The organism is Enterococcus avium, from assembly GCF_002891025.1.
Taxonomy (GTDB): domain Bacteria; phylum Bacillota; class Bacilli; order Lactobacillales; family Enterococcaceae; genus Enterococcus_A; species Enterococcus_A avium.
Genome location: NZ_NBSL01000002.1, coordinates 84,472 through 107,392, shown reverse-complemented (window position 1 = coordinate 107,392; position 22,921 = coordinate 84,472). Strand labels below are relative to the sequence as shown.

19 protein-coding genes are annotated in these 22,921 nt (G+C 36.3%); 5 read left to right on the top strand and 14 right to left on the bottom strand.

Annotation, left to right across the window (positions count from 1 at the left end):
* Positions 1 to 17: 17 nt before the first annotated feature.
* From AUF14_RS00630 to AUF14_RS22725, 11 genes are all read right to left on the bottom strand, one after another.
* On the bottom strand, positions 18 to 1,532 hold the full coding sequence (locus AUF14_RS00630; protein ID WP_102865859.1) for a lipopolysaccharide biosynthesis protein: 1,515 nt from the start codon (positions 1,530 to 1,532) through the stop codon (positions 18 to 20).
* Positions 1,525 to 2,652, bottom strand: a complete 1,128-nt coding sequence (locus AUF14_RS00625; protein WP_016181036.1) for a polysaccharide pyruvyl transferase family protein — start codon at positions 2,650 to 2,652, stop codon at positions 1,525 to 1,527. Before AUF14_RS00625 ends, AUF14_RS00630 begins: the two co-directional genes overlap by 8 nt.
* On the bottom strand, positions 2,612 to 3,586 hold the full coding sequence (locus AUF14_RS00620) for a hypothetical protein (RefSeq protein WP_227656318.1): 975 nt from the start codon (positions 3,584 to 3,586) through the stop codon (positions 2,612 to 2,614). The genes AUF14_RS00625 and AUF14_RS00620 overlap by 41 nt, the downstream gene beginning before the upstream one ends.
* Before the next feature lie 281 nt (positions 3,587 to 3,867).
* A complete protein-coding gene (locus tag AUF14_RS00615; protein ID WP_016181038.1) occupies positions 3,868 to 4,956 on the bottom strand; it encodes a glycosyltransferase family 4 protein in 1,089 nt (362 codons plus the stop codon).
* Between the two features lie 34 nt (positions 4,957 to 4,990).
* Complete coding sequence (cps2T, locus tag AUF14_RS00610) at positions 4,991 to 6,172, bottom strand: beta 1-4 rhamnosyltransferase Cps2T (RefSeq protein WP_016181039.1); 1,182 nt, start codon at positions 6,170 to 6,172, stop codon at positions 4,991 to 4,993.
* 12 nt (positions 6,173 to 6,184) lie between these two features.
* Entirely contained in the window at positions 6,185 to 6,901 is a 717-nt protein-coding gene (locus AUF14_RS00605) for a sugar transferase (RefSeq protein WP_016181040.1), read from the bottom strand.
* 23 nt (positions 6,902 to 6,924) lie between these two features.
* Positions 6,925 to 7,692, bottom strand: a complete 768-nt coding sequence (locus AUF14_RS00600; protein ID WP_016181041.1) for a tyrosine-protein phosphatase — start codon at positions 7,690 to 7,692, stop codon at positions 6,925 to 6,927.
* Between the two features lie 18 nt (positions 7,693 to 7,710).
* On the bottom strand, positions 7,711 to 8,415 hold the full coding sequence (locus AUF14_RS00595; protein ID WP_016181042.1) for a CpsD/CapB family tyrosine-protein kinase: 705 nt from the start codon (positions 8,413 to 8,415) through the stop codon (positions 7,711 to 7,713).
* Positions 8,416 to 8,424: 9 nt separating this feature from the next.
* Entirely contained in the window at positions 8,425 to 9,213 is a 789-nt protein-coding gene (locus AUF14_RS00590) for a YveK family protein (protein WP_016181043.1), read from the bottom strand.
* 680 nt (positions 9,214 to 9,893) lie between these two features.
* Positions 9,894 to 10,739, bottom strand: coding sequence for a TPM domain-containing protein (locus AUF14_RS00585; protein ID WP_233421624.1), 846 nt, complete (start codon positions 10,737 to 10,739; stop codon positions 9,894 to 9,896).
* 20 nt (positions 10,740 to 10,759) lie between these two features.
* Entirely contained in the window at positions 10,760 to 10,918 is a 159-nt protein-coding gene (locus tag AUF14_RS22725; RefSeq protein ID WP_227132122.1) for a hypothetical protein, read from the bottom strand.
* 298 nt (positions 10,919 to 11,216) lie between these two features.
* On the opposite strand from AUF14_RS22725, the gene ahpC reads away from it, so the two are divergent.
* Entirely contained in the window at positions 11,217 to 11,780 is a 564-nt protein-coding gene (gene ahpC / locus AUF14_RS00580; protein ID WP_016181045.1) for an alkyl hydroperoxide reductase subunit C, read from the top strand.
* Between the two features lie 9 nt (positions 11,781 to 11,789).
* On the top strand, positions 11,790 to 13,331 hold the full coding sequence (gene ahpF / locus AUF14_RS00575) for an alkyl hydroperoxide reductase subunit F (RefSeq protein ID WP_016181046.1): 1,542 nt from the start codon (positions 11,790 to 11,792) through the stop codon (positions 13,329 to 13,331).
* A gap of 357 nt (positions 13,332 to 13,688) precedes the next feature.
* On the opposite strand, the gene spx is transcribed toward ahpF, so the two are convergent.
* The 3 genes from spx to AUF14_RS00560 form a co-directional block, all read right to left on the bottom strand.
* Positions 13,689 to 14,114, bottom strand: a complete 426-nt coding sequence (spx, locus tag AUF14_RS00570; protein WP_016181047.1) for a transcriptional regulator Spx — start codon at positions 14,112 to 14,114, stop codon at positions 13,689 to 13,691.
* Positions 14,115 to 14,898: 784 nt separating this feature from the next.
* Positions 14,899 to 16,092: a 3D domain-containing protein gene (locus tag AUF14_RS00565; RefSeq protein ID WP_016181048.1), complete on the bottom strand. Its 1,194-nt coding sequence runs from the start codon at positions 16,090 to 16,092 to the stop codon at positions 14,899 to 14,901.
* 193 nt (positions 16,093 to 16,285) lie between these two features.
* Complete coding sequence (locus AUF14_RS00560; RefSeq protein ID WP_016181049.1) at positions 16,286 to 17,065, bottom strand: putative ABC transporter permease; 780 nt, start codon at positions 17,063 to 17,065, stop codon at positions 16,286 to 16,288.
* Between the two features lie 526 nt (positions 17,066 to 17,591).
* Between AUF14_RS00560 and AUF14_RS00555 the strand changes: the two genes are divergently transcribed.
* The 3 genes from AUF14_RS00555 (at position 17,592) to AUF14_RS00545 (ending at position 22,750) form a co-directional block, all read left to right on the top strand.
* Entirely contained in the window at positions 17,592 to 19,112 is a 1,521-nt protein-coding gene (locus AUF14_RS00555; protein WP_016181050.1) for a helix-turn-helix domain-containing protein, read from the top strand.
* 159 nt (positions 19,113 to 19,271) lie between these two features.
* The gene (locus tag AUF14_RS00550) at positions 19,272 to 20,996 is read left to right on the top strand and encodes an ABC transporter ATP-binding protein (protein ID WP_016181051.1); all 1,725 of its coding nucleotides are present in this window, start codon (positions 19,272 to 19,274) and stop codon (positions 20,994 to 20,996) included.
* A complete protein-coding gene (locus tag AUF14_RS00545) occupies positions 20,993 to 22,750 on the top strand; it encodes an ABC transporter ATP-binding protein (RefSeq protein WP_016181052.1) in 1,758 nt (585 codons plus the stop codon). The genes AUF14_RS00550 and AUF14_RS00545 overlap by 4 nt, the downstream gene beginning before the upstream one ends.
* The last annotated feature ends 171 nt before the right edge of the window (positions 22,751 to 22,921 follow it).

Sequence of the window (22,921 nt, the reverse complement as noted above, 5' to 3'; positions counted from 1 at the left end):
CTCTCCTTAAAACTAAATTATCTCTTTACATAATTAATCATTTTTTTTATATTACTTAATTCAAAATCAGTAGCACTGATGCACAGATAAAGGACTATGTAAATTACAGAATAGATTAATCCTAATAAAACGAAAGTAACTATATTTATATTTCCAATAATATTAGATATCGTAAACACAATAGTTGTAGCTATGATGAAAGGAATAAAAACATTCACAATACTTTTCCAAAAAAAACCCATATCTAATCCCATTTTTTTCTGATAGTACCAATTCATAGCGATACCATTTGCACATACAGTAGCAATTATGTAACCAGAAATTGATCCTAAAATTCCAAAATTAATAACTGAAAATACAGTAATGCCAACATTGATTAAAGCAAAAATTGAATAAACAATTGATCGAAAATAGTGCCTGTTCATAGCTCTTTGTATCTCAATTCCTACATTTTGGCTAAGTGGAACTAACACTGGCAAAACCATTAATATCAAAAGATAATAAGCCTGAATATTATCTTCTCCTGCCCAAGTTACTATAAAAAATTTACCAATAGCAATGAACCCCCCTAGAATGAAGGTCAAAAGAATTAGTTGAAGTCTACCGACTTTAATCATTAAATGTAACAATTTGTTTTTTGTAGTCCCAGAACTCACCAACTCATTAATATGAGGAACGTATACTCCAGACAGTCCCACGGATAGCATAAAAAATAAATTCTTTATTTGTGAAGCTACAGAATATACAGCTACATCTTTAGCGCCAAGAAACATTCCAACAATAAAACTAGGAACGTTATTATTTACTAAGTCAATTACTTGAGATAAAAAAATAAAAAACGAAAAAATCGAAACTTCCTTAAGAAGATCTAATGGTATTTTTTTAAAACTAAAACGCATGTTCAATTTGGTTACAGCAAAATTGATATTCATAATCAACAATATAATGGTGGTGATGGTTTGAGTAATCACAATCGCTTCAGCACCGGCTCCAAAAATTATTAGAGGAATACTGATTATTGGTACTGCAATAGTTTGAGCAACCTGCCGTCCTTGCTGAAACTTTAACTTCTCATTAGCCAGAATATTACAATCGAAAACTGTTGAAGGAAATGTGATAGCGATATTTAAAACTAATATCCCCATTAATAATTGAGTTTGTTGAACCTGTTCTTCAGTAAATGAAGCTCCAAAAAATCTTTTTGTATTTATAACCAATATCGATCCTATAATAAGACTTAACAGAGCAATTCCAACGAACAATATTAAATACATTCCATTTAAGTTATTAATAGATTTTTTGTCTTTTGCGTTTTTAAACTTCATATAAAATCTAACATATGAGCCCGAAAAACCCATAGATAGAACACTTAAACCCATAATAACAGAATTAGTCATCTGGTAAATTCCATATTCAGATTGACCTAAATATTTTAATAAAAAGGGGGTATAAAGAAAAACTATTAAGTTTTTCAATATGATATTTGTATATGAAAGCACTACTGCAAACTTGCGTTCGGAACTTTTATTCATTGCTGGTCACCCTATTGTCAAGAAAACAATCAAGATACTCTTTTGATTGTTTTCTTTCACTTGATAAAACAGAATCCGTTTCAGTAAAATCTGTATTTAATATATCATCGAAACTCAAACCCTCCCTATCTAAATTTTTAGTTAGTTTGAATTTTTCTAATAATGTTTCTAGCCTAGAATTCATATTACCCGTTCTACGTTCCAGAACTTGGAATGGCGTATTCAAAATTATCGAAAAAACAGCCCCGTGAAAAGAGTCAGTTACAACAAGCTCAGCCCTGTCAATCGCCTGAACAAATTGAATTACAGTAAGTATTTGGCTTTTTTCATCAATCGAATCTCCCATTATTGAAAGAATTTCATAATTCTTATTTTCAGCAAAATTACTTATCTCCTCTTTCTTGGCTCTATCCATTCCACGTAAAGTGTATACTAAAATAAATTTTTTTGAAGGTAACCATCTTATGTTTTCCTTAAGACTCAGTTCTCTCCATTCTTGAGAAGTTAATAGCATTGTTGGATCAATATGCACATATGCCTGTTTATTAGTCAACTCTTTTACAATCTTTTTACCTTGCCATTCTCGAACAGAAATTTTTTTCATCCCATTTAAGTTGTCTCTAAAGTAGCTTTTGTCTGCTCTTAAAATCTTTGATTTTCCGAAACTAGCAGCATACGAAAACCTTTTTTCATATGGAATAAAATCTAAAAAATAAGTCGAATCACTCATTGATGATTGATTCCAAACTTGATCGCTTCCAGTAATAAAACAATCATATTCGGAATGAATTTTTTTCAGTTCATTTTCTGACTTTATGAAACGTGTTATAATATATTTTTCAGTAAATGGAAGTAATTGAGGAGATTTCAGTGCAGACATTTCCAGAAACTCTTTACCGTATTCTCTTTGTTTGAATAGCTTTTTTATTAGACTTGGGCTTAAACAACATCTTTTAAATGCGGCGATAGTTTTTCTAAATTTATTCATTCGAGAAAACGTTATCTCCAATGTTTCTACTTCGTATCCTCTTTGTTTTAAAATTGTTTGTAACGCATAATTCTGTAACCTATTTCCATAATTAAAATTTCCCGGTAATGTTACTATTCCAATTTTCCCCATTATCTCTTTCTCCAATGTTTTTTTTTGCATCCGATAAAATTATTCCTAATAATCCAAAACCTAATACACCAGCACTAGATTTTACACTCCCACTTCCTATAGAGGCAATCAGATATGTGATGATGGTCGAAAGAGCAAGAATTCTTTGTCTACTTATCTTTAAATTCAAAGATAATTTGATAATTATTAAAAATAACGAGTAATACAATATCGCACCAATCCAACCGAACTGAGCTAACAACATTGCTAAATAATTATCATTCAAAGTAGAAAAATCCTGATTTCCATCTAAACCATACATATTTCCGTATCCTAAAGAATAATATATTGGTGAATAGTATCTAGCAGCCATCTCTGAACCGAATGAACCAAATCCCGTTCCAAGAGGAAAATTTTGATTTGCCAATCTTAGTGAATCCAACAACATAATTTTTCTTGGAGAATAGTGGTATACATCCAAAAAATAATCTTGTAGCTGAGAATATCCGGCTATTAATAACATGATGCCAATTACAGAAAACGCACCAATATTTACTTTCATCTTTAATTTTTTGAAAAGACCCATTCCTAGTAAAGCTATTGGAAATATCATTGCTTGTATTTTTGTTGTTTCAAAAATAACCAATCCACCTAATAAGATAAAAATATAATCGTTCATCTTTAATTTATTTGGTTTCAGCATAATAATAATCATTAGTGCTAAAACTAGAAATCCCGTATCTCCAGCAAAATCATATACAAACTTAAATGGACGTAACCCATACCTTTTTTCTATTAAAACCATATCATTGAGTATAAATTGTGATATCGTTCCTAGAAAGAACAAGCATGATATAAAAATTTTGGCAAAAACTTCCATTTTCTCATTAATATATTCTTTAGTATTATGAAAACTGATGCCATAATAAAAAGTAAAGGTAATCAATATTTTCATACTCATCAATATGTCTACCATTTTTGGAAATATTGTAATTTGAAACCCAGAGAAGTGATTTGATAACAACCCTATAATTGTTGTAATTATTATGACAATTACACAGTAACAGAAAAAAACATCAATATTCCCTTTATTCCTAAGAAGCATAATAAATATAAAAATTAAATAAACAATAGTTAATATTTCATCGGAATTAGATAAACTACTAAAAAAATTGGATATTACGCTTGTAATAATAGATAAGAAAAGAAAAAGTGTAGTTATAGAATTTGTTTTTATCATCTATTTGCTCCCTCGAAAATAGATACTAATTGGTCAGACATTTTATCAATAGAAAAATCTTGTAATGTTTTTTCAGCATTACTATGAATTAGTGACTTCTCTAATTCGCTCATATTCATTATTTCAGATACTTTTTTTACTAAACTTTCAACATTCTGACTTTCAAATAGAAAACCATTTACTTCATCCACTACGTAACTAGTAGGACCATAATTGTTAGCTGCAAGTAGAATAGTATTAGTAGACATTGCTTCTAGACCAACTAATCCTAAGCTTTCACTCTTTCTAAATGTAGGAAAAACGAAAATATCTAGGACGTTAAAAATATAATTTATATCTCGTTGAGATAATAAATTGTATTTTATAATTCTATCAGTTAATTTCAAATCCTTTACCTTTTTATCATATTCTGTTCTTTCAGATCCATCACCTACTATGATAAACTCTATATCAGTATCATCAATATTATTAATCATATCTAAGAAAATATTCCACCCTTTTGAAGTTTCAATCCTACCAATATAACCAATATAATGACGATCCTTTTTTAAACCCAATTTACTTATTGAAATGTCTCTGTCAATTTTGTTAAATGTTTTGGTATCTACGCCACCAGATGGAAAAACCACCACTTTATCACTCAAATCTGGATTTTTTTTAACAATTATCTCTCTGAAATACTCTGAAGGAACTATAACTTTAGTTGCTAGAGATGCTAGTCTCAATGTACACCTTACAAATATGGAATCCTTCTTACATTCGGGAACCAAATCATTTCCATGAATATTGATAATAATATTTTGTTTCTTAAAAAAATTGCTTAATATAACCGGTACCCCTGAAAGTGAAGGATAATGAATATATACATAATCATTTGTTTTGAATAAAAGCATATATAAAGATTTAAAAAAGTATATAAAATATGACCAAAATTTCAAAAATTTTCTATCTTCTTTTTCCATTACTACTTTAATTACTTCATAATCATTTTCATTTAAAATTTTTTCAGTGTTTCTAACGAATATCCCATAATGAGGATATCTCTTTGAAGGATACATATTTGATAACAGTAAAATTTTTTTCATTTCATTTCATCCTATACTTTAAATCATTCGAATTTTAATTCAAAAAATTTTTTTCATAGTTGGAGCAGATACTTTCCCAAGTATATATTTTTTTAATTCTTTCAGTTGCTTTTTCATGATATTGAATTTTTTTTCTCACGGTGATTTCCTCAGAAAAATCAATCATTTGATTAAGATTATTTTTTTCCCAATATATCGCGCCATCCAAAGCAACTTCTCTATTAAATCCAACATTTAATAGTAGATTCAAATCTGTAAGAATAAGAGATTCTAATAACGAAGGATTTGTTCCTCCAACTTCATGCCCATGCAAATAAGCGTATGCATTTTCTCTAATGTATTTAAGCAGCTCTTGGTCGTAAACTGTTCCAACGAACTTAATTCGAGAATCAAGATTAAAACGGGTATCTCTTTTTATTTTTTCATAAAATGAGTTTTTTTCTACATTTGTGATTATTACCAAATCTCTAATTGTATTAGATTTCATAAACTCTTTGATCATTGACTCATAATTATTTTCCGGAACAAACCTTCCAACGACTAAAAAATAATTATTTTCTCTAATCTTTTTGTCTTTAAACCATTTTCGAACAATCATACTTTTATTTTTAAGTGATGACTTTGCTAAATCAGTCCCATAAGCAATATAAATTGTCTTAGGAAAATACTTTTTGTATTCTTGTAGAATATATTCTTCGATATTTTTACTATCACAAATCAATATATCGGAATGCTTCACCATCAATCTTTCAGAATATTTCCAATAACGGCGAATGGGATAGCTCCATTTAGCTCTCATCCACTCATGACCATCTGGATTAACAAATAATTTACCATTCAAAGCAGCAATATTTTTTTTAAAACTACTAATAAATGGTCCTATTCGACAGGCTAACACATAAAAAATTGGTTTATAATCTTGATTCTTCTTAGATAATTGAATTGCGTATTTTAAAGAAGCAATATCATAATATATTGCTCGAGCTGGACCAATTCTCGGTACATCAACGTTAAAGCACTTTGCGCCATTATGCTCAAAGTGCTTGTCAGTAATACCTGATTTGGCTGAATTTTCAGTCATGCACGCTACATGATATTGGATGTTTTTATCAACTTGATATTCTGTCAATTTTTCAACAAAGGTCTCAAACCCTCCATATTTTGCAGGTATTCCTTTTGAACCAATGATATATACATGCTGCTTCTTATCTACCACAAAAAATACTCCTTAATATGCCCCACCCGGCTTAATCATTACTTTAACTGTTTTAAAAATCAATGAGATATCATAGCGAATCCCCCGATTTTGAATATAATCAATATCAAAACGAACCATCTCATCAAAATGAACATCGTTCCGACCGCTAACTTGCCATAGTCCTGAACACCCTGGTTTCACTAACAATCGCTGCATATCATACTGTGTATACTCAACAACTTCCCTCTGCAGAGGTGGCCTTGGCCCGATCAAACTCATGTCCCCTTTAATAACGTTAATCAGTTGTGGGAGTTCATCCAAACTTGTTCTTCTAATAAATTTCCCGAACTCAGTCACTCTCGGGTCTTCTTTCATTTTAAACATGGCACCCTTAATTTCATTTTTATCAACCAATCCGTCTAATCTTTCTTCTGCATCAACACACATCGAACGAAACTTATACATAGTAAATAGTTTCCCATTTCGTCCGACACGTCTTTGTGCAAAGATGACTGGAGAACCTGGCTCATCTTTATGTATTTTATAAGCAATCCAAAGCATTATCGGAGAGATTAATATAATCCCGACAATTCCTGCAAAAAAATCAATGAGTCGTTTAACGAAATCATATCCCTTTTGCTTCTGAATTTTTTCTTTATCTACCCAAATTAATTGAGAGCCTTCTCTCTTTACAGGAGACTTGGTCTTCAAAATATTCACATCCCCAAAAGCTTTTTCACTTTTCATAATAAGCTCCCCCAAACAAACTATTAATTAAAGAATTTGAAGCGTGATTCCTTCATAATCATAAATTCCGGTCTGACAACTTCATCACCATTCACCAAATCTTTTGCCATCTGCTCCATCTCTTCAATCATTCTTTCTCCACCGATTTTACGAATTTCTTCATAGGCTTCTTTCATCAGAAACGTTCGGTGTCTTAAATTATGTGCATCAGAGGCAACCATATATAGCATGTTATGCTTTAACATAAGCTTTGCTGTCTTTTGAATATCTTTTCCAAATACACCAACAATACTTGGAGCCGTTAATTGAGTAAGCACGCCCATCTGCAAAAATGGTATTAAACGATTTGGTTCTTTTCGAAAAACCGCGTTTCTCTCTGGATGAACAATTACTGGTACATGACCATGACTCATTAATTCAAAAAAAAGCTGTTCTGAATACTCTGGTACATCACCAGAAGGAAACTCAATTAAGATGTAAGTATTATCCAGATCAGTAAACAAGATTTCTTGATTGTTTATGTCTTCTAAAAGTGCCCCAGTAATCCGTACTTCTTGTCCTTCTAGTAAAGTAAGTGGAATATCCTCTTGATCCAATACTGCTTGCAATTGGTTGACCCTAGTGATCACTTGCTGAGCAGGATTGGAATACTTTCCATTATTATGATGCGGTGTGCACATCAAGTGTGTGATTCCTTGACTCACCGCTTTTTTTGCCATTTCGATACTATCTTCAATTGTTTGAGCACCATCATCTACCCCTGGTAAAATATGACTATGTAGGTCAATCAAACTGTTCACCTTCTTATACTATTTATCGGTACCATAATAGTAATAGCCTTGATCATTTGCATCCGTACTACCGTTAAAAACAGCGCCTAATACATTGGCATTGACCATTGATAGAAGTTCACGGGCTTTTTGTAATGAATCCTTACGCGTGACATTTTCACGTACTACTAACATTGTGCCATCGGCTTTAGAGGCTACGATTTGGGCATCGGTTACCGCTACGATCGGCGGCATATCAAAGATCACAAAATCATAATCAGCTCTCAATTCCCTGACCAATTGATCCATTCGAGTTGAACCTAATAGTTCTGATGGATTGGGTGACTTTGGTCCACTGGTCATCACATACAGGTTAGGAACAACACTGCGTTGAACCGCATCACTCACATTCATGTCCGTGCTTAAAACATTACTTAAACCCACACCATTATTTAATAGGAAGGTTTTGTGTACTGTTGCTTTCCGCATGTCCGCATCCACTAATAAAACACTTTGACCAGAATTAGCAAACACCACTGCCAGATTCGCTGCTGTCGTTGATTTTCCTTCTCCTGGTCCTGACGAAGTGATTACTAATGTCTTAATTTGTCGATCTGCTGAAGACGCAAATTGGATGTTTGTTCGAATTGTACGATAGCGTTCTGATACAGGTGAACTTTTATCTACTAAAGTGAACAGGCTAACTGCCTGAGCCACATCTGATTGTTTCATTCTTTTAGCCATAGTTACCTCCTAGACCCGTTTCCGTCTGCGACGATCAAGAGTCATGTCTGTTTCTTTTTTTGGAACTTCTCTTTTAGTGATTGTCGGTGCTGGTTCGCGACGGATTTTAGCATTCAATTCTTTTTGTGTTAATTCTGGAACGTTACCTAAAAGCGTCAAACCAAACTCATCTGTTAATGTTTTACTTTCTTTTACTGTACGATCCAGTAATTCAAGAGCGACTGCTAGAAAGACCCCTATCATCAACCCAATTAATAACCCAGCAGCAATTGTCAACTTCTTATTCGGAAAGACTGGATCACTACTTGCTACTGCTTGCGAGATAATTGAAATACGATCGACATTCAATACATCTTTTGCATTTGCTTTAAATATCTCAGCAGTTGTATTTGAAATATTTGCTGCAGCTCTTGGACTATTACTCGTTGCTATAATTGAAAACATTTGTGAATTCTGATTTTGTTCGACTTTAATTGTTTCTTTCAAATCATTTGTACTCATTTTCAATCCGTATTCAGAACTTAATTTCTCTGATACTTCCTTAGTTACCAAATCTCCGGTAATAATATCCTTATATGTATTGATCATCTGCAAGTTGGTATTCACGTCATTGGCATTGGTTGTTTCTGTTTGCGGTAATGTGACTACTAACTGTGCTTGTGAACTGTATTTCGGCGTTAAAATGAAAAAGGCTAATAGACCTGAAATCAAAAGGCCTGCTAGTCCTCCTAATATGATCAATCCGATCCTCTTCCTTAGTAGTTCAAATAATTGTTTGATACTGATTGTTTGTTCCATAAGCCCCTCAACTTCCCTAAAATTTACTTTTAAACTCTTCGGTTAATCCCCTTAAATTGCAGCCACATTATATCAAATACGCTTGACATGAAAGGCTTTCCTTTTAGAAATTTCATCTTCTTTTTTCAATGTTTTTTATAAAGAAAAAGAACTTTTCATCTTGTTTGCTTCCCTTTTACTCTTTCAATTAGTGCTACATTATGCGTGAAATTACGTTATTCTTTTCTCTCATAAAAAAACAAGATAATTACTTCTTTATTACACCAACGCTTCGATTTTGTTTTTTATACAACAAAAACCCAATAAGATTACAACGACTTTTTGTTTATTTATTCACTTGTATGATTGCACAGTCATTTTATTCTAACTTAAAAAACACAATCAACGTTATTATTATAGTTCAGAAAGGCTACAATATCAATGATTATTTAAATAGTGTATATAATATTATATACACTATTTATTTCAAAAAAATATAAAAGAATTAAAAGTATTTTTGTATATTATAATTAATTTGTATTAGTCTTCACTGCTGTTTTAAATAAGAATGGGTTTGCTGAAACTATTTGGGCACCACAAATAATTGATTCTTTTATTTTCGTCACAGTTGAAATATATTTGATACATTTCAAACCAATTTTTTTATGAAAAAAACTGCTGAGGAATATTCCTCAACAGTTTTACCAATCTGAACTTGCGCCACCACCGCCAGAACTGCCGCCGCCAAATGAATCTCCGCCGCTAGAAGAGCTTCCACTGCCGTATCTGTCACTACTGGAGCTGCCCTCATTCCACAAATCTTTATGGTGATAATAGACGGAGTAGCGTTTCATCTCTTTCTTTTTCTTCGTAAATAAATCCATGAACTTCAAAGTACCAAAGGCGTAACAAAAATGGTAATATAGCGGCTTTTTATTTTTCAACCGCTTATAGCGTTTTACGATTTTTTCTCTAGCGATCACTACTTCCGGCTCTTTACTGTGAATCATTTTTCTAACCGAATAGCGTTGAAATCTCGGATCTTCCTTCACTAAATCCTTCTTCAGCTCAGCGGAAAATTCTCTGCGAGCTTTCCAATAAATGTAAAGCTTCACCAATGGCGTCTCTAAAAAAGCATAGAGGATCATTATCACGACCAGGGCTGGAAATACATAATTGCGGATAATTTCCCAAGCACTTTTACCTGCAAAATGTTTTTCAAAGAACCCTGGTTCAAAATCCTTGATCGTTTTTCTTCCTATTAAAATGTGATCAATATTACCTGTAACGATTTTGATCCCTTCATCATAATTTTCCCCGCGAAAATAGTCCTTTGCTTCTTCCGTCATAAGTTCCATCGCCAAGGCATCAGGGATATCCTCTTCCAGACCGTAGCCTACTTCAATCCGTTGTTTACGATCCTTTACCGCAATCACATACATGATTCCAGAATCATACTCTTTATCCCCAACTCCCAGTTGATTGAACTTCTCATTGGCAAAGCTCTCGATCGACTGATCAGCTGGCAGTTGTTTCAAAGTTACCACGGCTAGCTGAGGACGCAGCTCTAATTCTTTATATTTTTGATTGTATGATAGATTTGTTCTTTCGTTTCGGAGGACAGGACGTTTGCATGATCCTCCACATAGATATTCTCTGCTTGGACTGTGCCGCACCAGAATAATCCTATTAGTACCAACGAAAGAAAATAAAGTACCCGCTTCATTTTCTCACCCACTTTACTTTTCCTCAATTATGGCGGTTCTTCGCTTACCGTGCAATCACTTTTTCCTTACTTTGATTGCTTATGAATGAAAAGACCCTACTTGCAAAAAATCTTTTTTTCTATATTCTTTCGCTTTTTTGGGTAAATAGTTTCAGAAATATGCGAAAAAAGCATTTACAATGTAATTGTTTTCTGTTTATAATTATTTTAAATAAAAGAAGATCAATACTAGCTTTTTCAGATTTTCTTTTATCAATTACGAGAATATTTTCTCACTATTAAACAGGAGGGTACATCTATGTCATTAATCGGAAAACAAGTTGAAGCGTTTCAAGCGCAAGCCTATCGTCAAGGAAAATTTATCGAGGTTTCTGAAGAAGTCTTACAGGGCAAATGGTCCGTTGTTTGTTTTTATCCAGCAGATTTTACTTTTGTTTGTCCAACAGAATTAGAGGATTTACAAGACCAATATGAAAAATTACAAGAGTTAGGTGTTGAGGTGTATTCTTGCTCAACAGATACTCATTTCACGCACAAAGCATGGCACGATACATCTGATGCGATCGGCAAGATTAACTACACCATGATCGGCGATCCTTCTCATCATATCTCACGTATCTTTGATGTTTTAGATGAAGAAGCAGGTTTGGCACAGCGTGGTACCTTTATCATTGACCCAGACGGTGTTGTCCAAGCAATGGAAATCAATGCTGACGGAATTGGCCGTGATGCCAGCAGCTTGATCGACAAAATTCGCGCAGCGCAATACGTTCGCACTCATCCAGGTGAAGTTTGTCCTGCTAAATGGAAAGAAGACGGTGAAACGCTGAAACCAAGCTTTGACTTAGTCGGCAAGATTTAAGGTGTTTCTATGTTAGATAATGAAACGAAGGAACAACTAAAACAATATTTAGCCTTATTAGAATCAAAGATCGTTTTTTCAGCAAGTTTGGATGAATCTGAAGAGTCGAAAAAAGTAGAAGATTTCTTGACTGAAGTCGCGGCGATGGATGATAAGATTTTGATCGAAACCAAGAACTTAAAACGGACACCAAGCTTTGAGATTAATCAGGTGGGCGCAGATGCTAGCGGCATCGTCTTTGCCGGCTTACCAATGGGACACGAATTTACTTCCTTTATCCTAGCTTTGCTGCAAGTCAGCGGTCGTGCACCGAAGATCGATGATTCGCTGATCCAACAAATCAAATCGATTGATCGGGAGTTAGCATTTGAAACCTATGTCAGCCTAACCTGTCATAACTGCCCGGATGTCGTCCAAGCGTTGAACATTATGTCTGTGTTGAATCCAAAGATTTCGCACACCATGATCGAAGGCGGGATGTACCAAGCCGAAGTTGATGAAAAGGAAGTCATGGCCGTACCGACTGTTTTTCTAAACGATGAAGAATTTGATAGCGGTCGGATGACGATCGAACAGATTATCGAAAAAGTCAGCGGACCTTTGGGCGCGGATGAATTCGACGATAAAGAAACCTTTGATGTTTTAGTCATCGGGGGCGGTCCTGCTGGTGCCAGCTCAGCAATTTATGCTGCTCGTAAAGGAATCAAGACCGGAATGGTCGTGGATACCTTCGGCGGTCAAGTCTTAGAAACGCTGGGAATCGAAAATGTGATCGGCACGCCTTACGTGGAAGGTCCGCAATTAATGCGTCAAGTGGAAGAACACGTGAAACAATATGATGTAGATATCATGAAAGGACAACGTGCCAAATCCATTCAGAAGAAGGATTTGATCGAAGTTGAATTAGAAAACGGTGCGCACTTAACGACGAAAACGGCGATTCTTTCAACCGGTGCCCGTTGGCGTGCCATCAATGTTCCTGGTGAAAAGGAATTTAAGAACAAAGGCATCGCTTATTGTCCGCATTGCGATGGCCCATTGTTCAAAGATAAAGAAGTTGTGGTGATTGGTGGCGGAAACTCAGGGATTGAAGCCGCCATTGACTTAGCTGGATTAGCGAAACATATTTATGTACTGGAATTTCTTCCTGAACTAAAGGCCGATCAAGTGTTGCAAGAAAAGCTTTACTCGTTGTCGAATGTCACGGTAATTACAAATGCAGCAACGAAGGAGATCACCGGTTCTTCTCACGTTGAAGCATTGACGTATACGGATCGTCTAACAAATGAAGAACATACCTTGAATGTTGAAGGGGTCTTCATCTTGATTGGTCTAATGCCGAACACTGAGTGGTTAGCCGATACAGTCGCCTTGAGCGATCGTGGCGAAATTCTAGTAGACAAACATGGCGCAACCAATGTAGAAGGGATTTTTGCCGCAGGTGATTGTACAGACAGCGCCTATAAGCAAATCATTATATCCATGGGATCTGGAGCCACCGCCGCTCTTGGCGCCTTTGACCATTTGATTCGTCAAACAGTTGGCACATAGGATAGGAAACATTTTATCTGAAAAATAGCTCTTGTCTTCGTGCGCATACGATTAAGCTAAACTGCTTAAGCATTTTTTGGTAAATAAGCAATGTTTATGTTTCAAGCTTAATTAACTGCGAAAAATCTAACTCGCAGCTACCTCAATTGAATAGTAATCATTTTTCCAAAAGCGCGAAAAATGATTTTATTCTCGTACGCATACGATTAAGCTAAACTGCTTGTCCATCATTTTGCTAAAAAGTTCTGTCTACATTTCACACCGAATAAACTGCGAAAGCTTAACTCGCAAAATAATCCCCAGCCTGTTCCTACCAACAAAAAAGAACGGGATGGGGATTTATCTATAATTATGTCTTTATACAAGACTTTCTTTTTGCAAATCCATATAAAGCAAGACTCTAGCCATTTTCTTCGAAGTCACTCTGCGAACTTCTCTCGGAATAAACTGATGGATCTCATCTTCGTTGTAACCGACTTGGAATTTCGTTTCATCAAAAACAAGCGGACGTCTCAACAAGCTTGGATATTTTTCGATGATATCGACCAATTCGCTTAGAGATAGCTCATCGAAATCAACGTCTAATTTTTCATAGACCTTTGAACGCGTGGAAATAATTTCATCTGTTCCTGTTTCGGTCATCGTAAGAATTTCTTTGATTTCATCCTTTGTCAAAGGATTCGACATTATATTTCTTTCTTCAAATGCCAATCCATTTTCTCTTAACCATGCTTTGGCTTTCCTACATGATGTACAACTAGCTGACGTATACAATTTAATCATTTTACATTCACCCTTCTGTTTTTCAATTTAAGTTATTAAGTAACACGAGTCATTCTACACATATTACGATACAAGATTTTTAAACTAATGTTAAATATTTCATTTGCTAAAATATTGAAAAAGGCTACTTCAGCGAACGATAAAGTTTCTTATTATAACTAAATTTGATACATATTCTCCATAAGGTATACATGATAAGATAGAATGATTCTAAGCAATACAGGCATAATGAGTATTCCTGTATAGAAAATATACATAACTAGTGTAATGTTTTACTAAAGTGATTACTCAATAATTTCTTTGTCAATCCAAAAGATGATTGTGAATTATAAAGTTCTGATTTTTATTATTATTATGACGATTTTCTGATTTAATAATAGTAATACTAATGATATCTGTATTTTCTAATGGATAATCTGTATCACTATTTACAGCAGATTTATCAACCAACTATTCTTCGTAAACACCTTTTTTTACTCTTCAACCTCATTTCATCCTATAAGTCTAAAACTACCCTTCTTACCTTTTCTCCATAAACATATGCAGATCGCGTTTTTCTTTGTAGACATAAAGCAATTTTATACACGTGTTTCCAGGGTCTGTCAGTCAGCTTAGTCGATTTTTTATACTTTTGATTTAACAGTTTCTGCTAAAGTAACTTGTAGTTTAATAATGAAGGCTTTTGACACGGTTGATAAATTGTCCATGGATCTCTTTAAATAGCTGATTACGCAAAAAAAGCACCGTCTGAAATCCTATGATCTCAAACGGTGCTTCACTTGTCTTAACTAATAACGGTCACAGTTACTGAACGACGTCCCCATTGGATACATTGTTCAACTGTTGGAAAATGGACATCAATAATATTCCCTTTGATGGCACCACCGGTATCACCGGCGATTGCAATTCCATAGCCAGATACTTCTACCATTGAACCTAATGGAATGACACTTGGATCAACAGCTACAACCTGTGGATTTTGACGTAAGTCGATTCCCATCGCTGTAAAGAATGTATTCACTGACTCTGCACATGAATAACCCGTTGATTCCATTTGCATCGTACGACCAGATGTCGTCGGTGTGCTTGGTGCTGGTTGCGCTGGTTCTTGTTTTGGTTGTTCGCTTGTTTGTGTTGTTTGTTGTGAACTTGACGCTGATGAAGCTGGTTTTGACGATTGTGAAGATGCTTGCGATGACGCTTCAGCCTTCGCCTTTTCTTGTGCCTGTGCTGCCGCAGCTTTTGAAGCTTTTTCGGCTTCCGCCGCTTTTGCAGCCTCGGCTGCTTTGGCTTCTTTCTCCGCTTTTTCCGCTTGTGCTTTTTCAGCAGCTTGGCGGGCCTTTTCTACTTCTTTGTCTTGGCTGATTTTTTCTAAGCTAGTTTTATTATCGGCTAACTCTTGCTTTAAGTTGGCCATTTTTTCATCTAACTTCGTCGTTTCAGCTTCCAGACTTTGACTATTTTGTTTTAATTGGGCTTGTGTTTTTTCTTGTGTTGCTTTTAATTCGGTTAATTTGTCTTTGGCCTCGCCTAGACTAGCAACTTTTGTTTTCTCTGCATTTTGGATAACGGTCATCGCAAAGGCACGATTCAAAAACTCGCCAAGATCCTTTGATTCCAATAATGCATTAATCGAACGATCCGTCATACCATTGACTTGAGCAGTTTTCATCCGCTCTGCAATTGCTTCTTTACGCTGTTCAATCTTCTTTTCTGTTTCCACGATATCTGTTTTGGTCTTTTCCAAAACTGCTTCATTCTCACTGATTTTTGTCCGAATATCGTTAACTTCTTGATATTTTTCGTTGACATCATTCAGTGCGATCTGTAATTCTCCGCTGATTTTATCACTTTGTCGAGCGATTGCGGATTCTTTTTTATCTAACTCATTCAGTGACTCTGCCTGTGCAAAGACTGGTAAAAGTACGTTAGCACCCAACAATAGCGTGGCAACGAACCCAAACGTTTGCTTTCTCACTTAAAAGTCCACCTTTCTATTTACCCTCAGTTATTATACGAGAAAATGACGGACTTTTTGTTTCACCAACATTACATTTCATTACAAAACGAAACATGTTTTAGTAACATTTGTTTTATTTTCCCTAGACACCATAAAAAAGATAGTCCCTTCAAGCTTTGAAAGGACTAATTTTTGTCATATTTTTGTAATATTATTTTTTCCGCAGCTCTTTAGATAACTGGCGAATCTCCGCTAAAGGACTTTTTATTTCCTTCGATTTCATATTTGGGAAGCTATTCAAGAAGCGGCGTTCTTGGAAATTCAGCCTTGGCAGTTGTTTACGCCACTCAGGCTGTTCTTTGATTTCAGCCATCCAACCCTGGCGACGTTCTTCTGCTGCTACCTTTAATTCTCCAAGATCTGCTTGCAGCTGTTCTTTCTTGTCTTGGATCGTAGCACTCATCTTGTTTATCGCCTGACGCAATGATGCAAGGTTCGCTAGGGTAAAACCTAGATCAAAACTTGTTAGCATTAATAGAAGCATTGGTAGAAAAATTCCAAAGCGCTGCTGCCAGCTGCTAACAACAGTCATTAAATAAGGATTTAAGACGCGAACAATAAACACACAGGCAATGCCCCAAAAGATGGAGACTGGTACGGCCACCCGTCCATTGATATTCAATGGAACATCCTTATAATCCCATAATGTCAGATGAAAAATTTTCTCTAATAAAAAGCTGGTCAGATATTCCAAGGCGGTCACGAGAATCAGCGCTAAGAAAAACAGGAGCACGATATTCTGCTGATAGGGTTCAATAAAATAAAGCACGCCAACGACTCCAAAGCCGTAGATTGGTGTGATTGGTCCTAATAGAAAGCCGCGATACACGAAATGTTTCGCCTTGATCGAGCAATAAATCGTCTCCCATAACCAACCAATAAATGAATAGCAAAAAAATAAGAGCACAATGATCGTAAATATTTTTTCCATTTTCTTCCTCCATTAAACGAATGCTTGGCTTTCATTATTCCACGGATAGTCAGAAAATGCTAGTTTCATGGGTAAAGCTTCCACTATGTGCCTTGTGCTTAACTTTAGAAAGCGTCTTGCCTTTCCAACTTTTAACTATTCTAGTAAATGAATCACATTGATAATAGGCAAAAGATCGCTTGCAGATTTTGTTCATTATCCATTCAGTCTTAAACCAAATGACGCTGCTAAGGTCTAAACTTAGAGCAGCTACTTGTATAAAGCTGTGTTCAATATGCTAAAAACACTTATTTTTAAGAGTATTTACAATTAACGCTTGTTTTTAACGCTTTCTCCCTATATCATTTTTATATAGAAAACGTTTTAATCACAGTGGTATTGTTACCGTATTCGTATCTTTATTTCGATCATCATCACTTTCAACTGTCAAAAATTGTAAATTTATTATTTTCGCAAAAAAAGGATTGTACTTAGCTTGTAGTTTCTAATTGTTTAAGAACTTGCTCAAAAAAAGGAGGGAACGACGATGGATTTTCGCACAACTTTAGGAACCAGCAATAAACGTCGTTTGTTGTTATTGGAGCATTTATACTACCGGCGAGATGGTCTATCCAGTGATCAATTATTAAGCCTGTTAAATTGTTCCCTGCCGATCCTATTGAACGATATCGATTTGATCAATTCTGAAAAACCAAATGTCGTCCAAATAGTCAAAGTGAAGGGCTTGTTTCGAATTATCATGGATAAATCGATCAGCCTTGGTGTCATCTATGCGGATTTTTTAAATGCTTGTCCTGAATTTCAAATTATCGAAGAGCTTCTGTATGAAGAATGCGAAAATATTACTGCACTATCAAAAAAACTATATTTAAGCTCCTCTAATACCCAACGCTACCTAAAAAAAATCGAAACTACCTTGACCAAAGCAGGGATGCAGCTTCACTATCGTCCCCTGCGAATAGAAGGAAACGAAGGTGAGATTCGAAATTTCTATTATCGTTTTTACACAGAACGACAAAGCGCCTTTGAAAGCACTCTTCCTAAATTGCCGCCCGATCATTACTACATCATCGAAAAATACGTTCAAGAATTTATTGATATGAATTGTATTCATGAGAAATATGTGTACGAGAAACGCCTGATTTACAATATGTACATTAGTTTTTGGCGACTAAAAAGAGGTCATAGGTTCCCTAAGGAAGAATTAAGGACAAATGCCATTCTTCTTCCAACAGGACTCGCCTACAAAAAATTAAAGCAGGCACTTAGAGAAGGTGTCGGCTTGGAACTAACAATCGAGATGGTTCGAGACGCACTTTGGTTAACCTTTTCTGACGCTATTGTCTTCAGCCTACTGCATCGAGATGTCGCTCTGATAGAAAATCCAAGATATCGCCGGTTATTTACACAGCACTATGCTTTAGCGAAAGAATTTGATGAAATGCTGGGAAATCGTCTCAGCAACTTGAATCGATTAGACATAGCGACGGTTTTATGCAATGATTTTTACTTATGCGATCCAAATGGAAAGTACATTGGCGTATTATGGCGCAATCGTTCTGTATTCGTACAAGAAGCATCAAAGGTCTATCGTCGAGGGGTTCAAAAGATTCGGGAATTAGTAGAACGGTTTGTCTCAAGACACAACATGTATCAAGAAGAGGATTTTATTCAAAATTATATGTATTTGTTGATTACAACCGAAGTGTATAGTATGGAATGGCTCGCCAGTCAAGATCAGCCACTAAAAGTTCTGTTACTGTCCGATTTATCTCCAACAGAAGAGACCTTTTTAGCAAAGCAGATTTCCGAAAAGGTCTATGGCAACTTCACGATCACACATTTCGAAAAATTATCAGGCGGCTTGCCTAACCTAAAAGAGGAATTAAAAAATTATGATTGCCTAATCACAACAGGTTCTTCCGAAGGACTACCAAAAGATTATCCAGTCGTCGTGATTGATCCGTTTATTACTAATCAAAGCAGGAATTTCATTCAAGAAACAATCAGTGAGCTATCCAAAAATAGAGAAGACAAAAAAGAGTGAAGGAAATTCTATCACTCTTTTTCTTTGACTCGTTTTCTACTTGGCAGACAAGTTTTCTGGTATTTCCAAGTATATTCTTCGGACTTGATTGACAAGTAAGTTACAATAGAAGCGATCCTATTTTGCAGATTATTTACTTTATCTATTGGAGGAACTTATATGCTTCAGCTTTTACGTTATGCCAAAGATTATCGAAAGCAGATTATTCTTGGCCCTTTTTTCAAATTTTTAGAGGCTGTCTTCGAACTGATTCTGCCCTTATTCATGGCTCGATTAGTAGATGAAGGCATCGCTCGCCACGATCAAGGCAAAGTGATTGAGATGACTGTCGCTATGCTGGGCTTGTCAATCGTCGGATTGCTCTGTGCGTTGATCTGTCAGTATTATGCTTCGATTGCCTCTCAGGGCTTCGGTACGGTTCTGCGAAATCGCTTGATGGAGAAAATCAACAGCTTCTCCCATAAGGAATTGAATCGCTTTGGGACAGATACCTTAATCACACGCATGACCAGTGACATCAATCAGATGCAAGGGGCTCTAGCGATGCTGATCCGCTTAGTCGTTCGAGCACCGTTTCTAAGTATTGGTTCGGTCATTATGGCTTTTTATATCGATTGGCAAATGGGATTGATTTTCTTGATTCTGCTGCCGCTTTTCTGTTTCATTCTCTTTTTGATTATCCATTATTCTGTACCCTTATATAGAAAAATTCAACAAAAACTCGATCAGTTAAATCAATTGGTGACCCAAAATTTGAGCGGCGTCCGAGTGATTCGCGCTTTTGCCCGAACAAATACCGAAACGGCTCACTTTAATGAAGAAACAGAAGAAATCTCCCGCTTAAATCAGCGGGTCGCTAACATCTCTGCCCTGCTTTCTCCTAGTACGACACTGATTATGAATGCGGGTGTCGTGGCGCTGCTTTATTTTGGCGGCTTTAAAGTCAATGTTGGACATTTAGAACAAGGTCAGGTACTTGCCCTGATCAATTACATGAACCAAATGCTTTTAGCGTTGATCGTCGTTTCTAACCTAGTTGTACTGTTCACTCGTGCAGCGGCCTCTGCGAATCGGATTAATGAAGTTTTTGCGACTGACACGACCTTAGAAGATGATGGCGCGGTTCAAAATGCTAACGAACAAGCACCATTAATTGATTTTGAGCATGTCGATTTTCGCTATACAGAAAAATCTGGTCTGGCTTTACAGGACGTCTCCTTCACTTTGCAGGAAAATAAAATTCTCGGTATTACTGGCGCTACCGGTAGTGGAAAATCAACCCTGATCAGTTTGATCCCACGGTTTTACGATGCTTCAAAGGGAGCAGTCAGCTTTGCCGGGAGCAATGTCAAAGACTGGTCGTTGGATCATTTACGTTCTGAAATCGCGATTGTACCCCAAACTGCTGTCCTCTTTAGTGGAACGATTCGGGAAAATCTGCAATGGGGAAAACAGGATGCCACAGATGAAGATTGCTGGGAAGCCTTAGCCATCGCTCAGGCTAGTGAATTTGTTGAAACCCTGCCAAAGGGCTTGGATACCATGATCTTGGAAAATGGAAAGAATTTTTCTGGCGGTCAGCGTCAACGCTTAACAATTGCCCGCGCGTTGATTCGCAAACCAAAATTGTTGATCTTAGATGATTCCTTATCTGCGTTGGATTATCAGACTGACCTAGATTTGCGCCAAGCACTGAAACGCGAGCTTGATTGTGGTGTAGTCATTATTTCTCAGCGTTTGCGCTCAATCCAAGACGCGGAAACAATTCTTTTGATGGATAACGGAAAAATCGCGGCTCAAGGCAGTCATGAAGAGCTATTGCAAGAATCTGAGCTGTATCAGGAACTGGTCAATTCTCAAGCAGAAGGAGGTGCTGTTCAATGATCAAGAAAAAGAATTTTTTCCGTTCATTGAAATTGTTCATTCCTTATTTAGCGGCTTATTCAAAGGAATTGTTTGCAGCAATTATTTTAGGAATCGCTAGTGGGATCACCTCTGTGTTGATGACCTATTATATTGGTGTCGCTGTCGATCAAATGGTCAATCAAGGCTCCGTTGACTTTACCCGACTCTTTCAGATTCTTCAATTATTTGTCGGCATCTTTTTAGTAACGGTTATCAGTCAATATTTTATTCAGCGATTAGGAAACACGGTTGCCTTTGATTCAGTGGCTAAACTGCGGGAAGAAACCTTTACTCATATGAATAAACTGCCGCTGAGTTATTACGATCAAAGCTCAAAAGGCGATATTGTCAGCCGCTTTACCAATGATATGGATAATATCTCTACTGCTATCTCCGCGGTCTTCAATCAGGTATTCTCTGGCATGACCGTTGTTCTAGTCGCCTTAGTTTTTATGCTTTATCTTAGTCCAATGCTGACGTTCGTTGTACTGGTGGTAACGCCGATCATCTTTTTGATTACCTATATCGTCGCTCGCACCTCGCAGCAATACTTTACAAGTCAGCAGCAACTAGTCGGTTCAATCTCTGGCTTCATTACAGAAATGGTCGGCAATCAAAAAATCGTCAAAGCGTTCCAACGAGAAAACCAAAATCAAACAAACTTTGAAGCGTTGAATCAAGAGCTTTATGTACGGGGACAAAAAGCTCAGTTTGCTTCTTCCTTGACCAATCCTTCCTCGCGTTTTGTCGATCATCTAGCCTATTTGATGGTTGGCCTGGTGGGTGGTTTATTAGCATTAAAAACTGATAGCGGGGTGACAATCGGGATTATCTCCAGCTTCACGATCTATTCCAGCCAGTTTACAAAGCCTTTTATTGAATTATCTGGAATCACGATTCAGATTCAAACTGCGATCGCCGGTCTTGATCGCTCGTTTGAATTATTGAAGGAACCTGTTGAACAAGCCGATGATCCTGATGCCTTCACCTTAACTGCCGCAAAGGGAAAGGTCGTTTTCGAGCATGTTGATTTCGCTTATCAAAAGGATCAGCCATTGATTGAAGACTTCAATTTAACTGTCGAACCGGGAGAAACCATCGCGATCGTCGGAAAAACCGGCGCTGGAAAATCAACACTGGTTAATCTTCTAATGCGATTTTATGAAGTAGACAAAGGAACGATCACGATTGATGGTACGGATATCCGTCATTTAACCCGAGACAGTCTTCGCCAGCAATTCGGCATGGTATTGCAAGAAACCTGGTTGATGGATAGCAGCTTACGAGCCAATTTGCGTTACGGCCGTAAGTCAGCAACAGATGAAGAAATCTATGCAGCATTGAAGGATGCCTATATGTATGATTTCGTGATGCGCTTGCCGGATAAATTAGATACGATTGTAGGCGATGCTGGTGTTAAGCTTTCCGATGGGCAGCGGCAATTGCTGACGATCGCTCGAACGATGATCAGTCAACCTTCCATGCTAATTCTTGATGAAGCGACCAGTTCAGTGGATACCTTGACTGAACAAAAAATCCAAAGCGCCTTTTTGGCAATGATGAAGAATCATACCAGCTTTGTGATCGCCCATCGTCTGTCAACAATCCAAAATGCTGATCAGATCCTCGTGCTGGATCACGGACAAATCGTTGAAATTGGCAGTCATCAAGAGCTGTTGGAAAAAGATGGTTTTTATAAGAAGTTGTATGAAGCACAGTTTTCACGGAGTTAGGTTTATATTTAGATTTCACTTATCTATCAAGTAGCGAGACTTAAAGTACGAGGTTATATTTACTTCGTACTTTAAGTCTCGCATATTTATCTCTTGAATTTTTCGCTTATCATTTTAAATCGGGATTCTCCTATTCCTTCCAAAAATCTATACTATCTTTCCACTACCTTT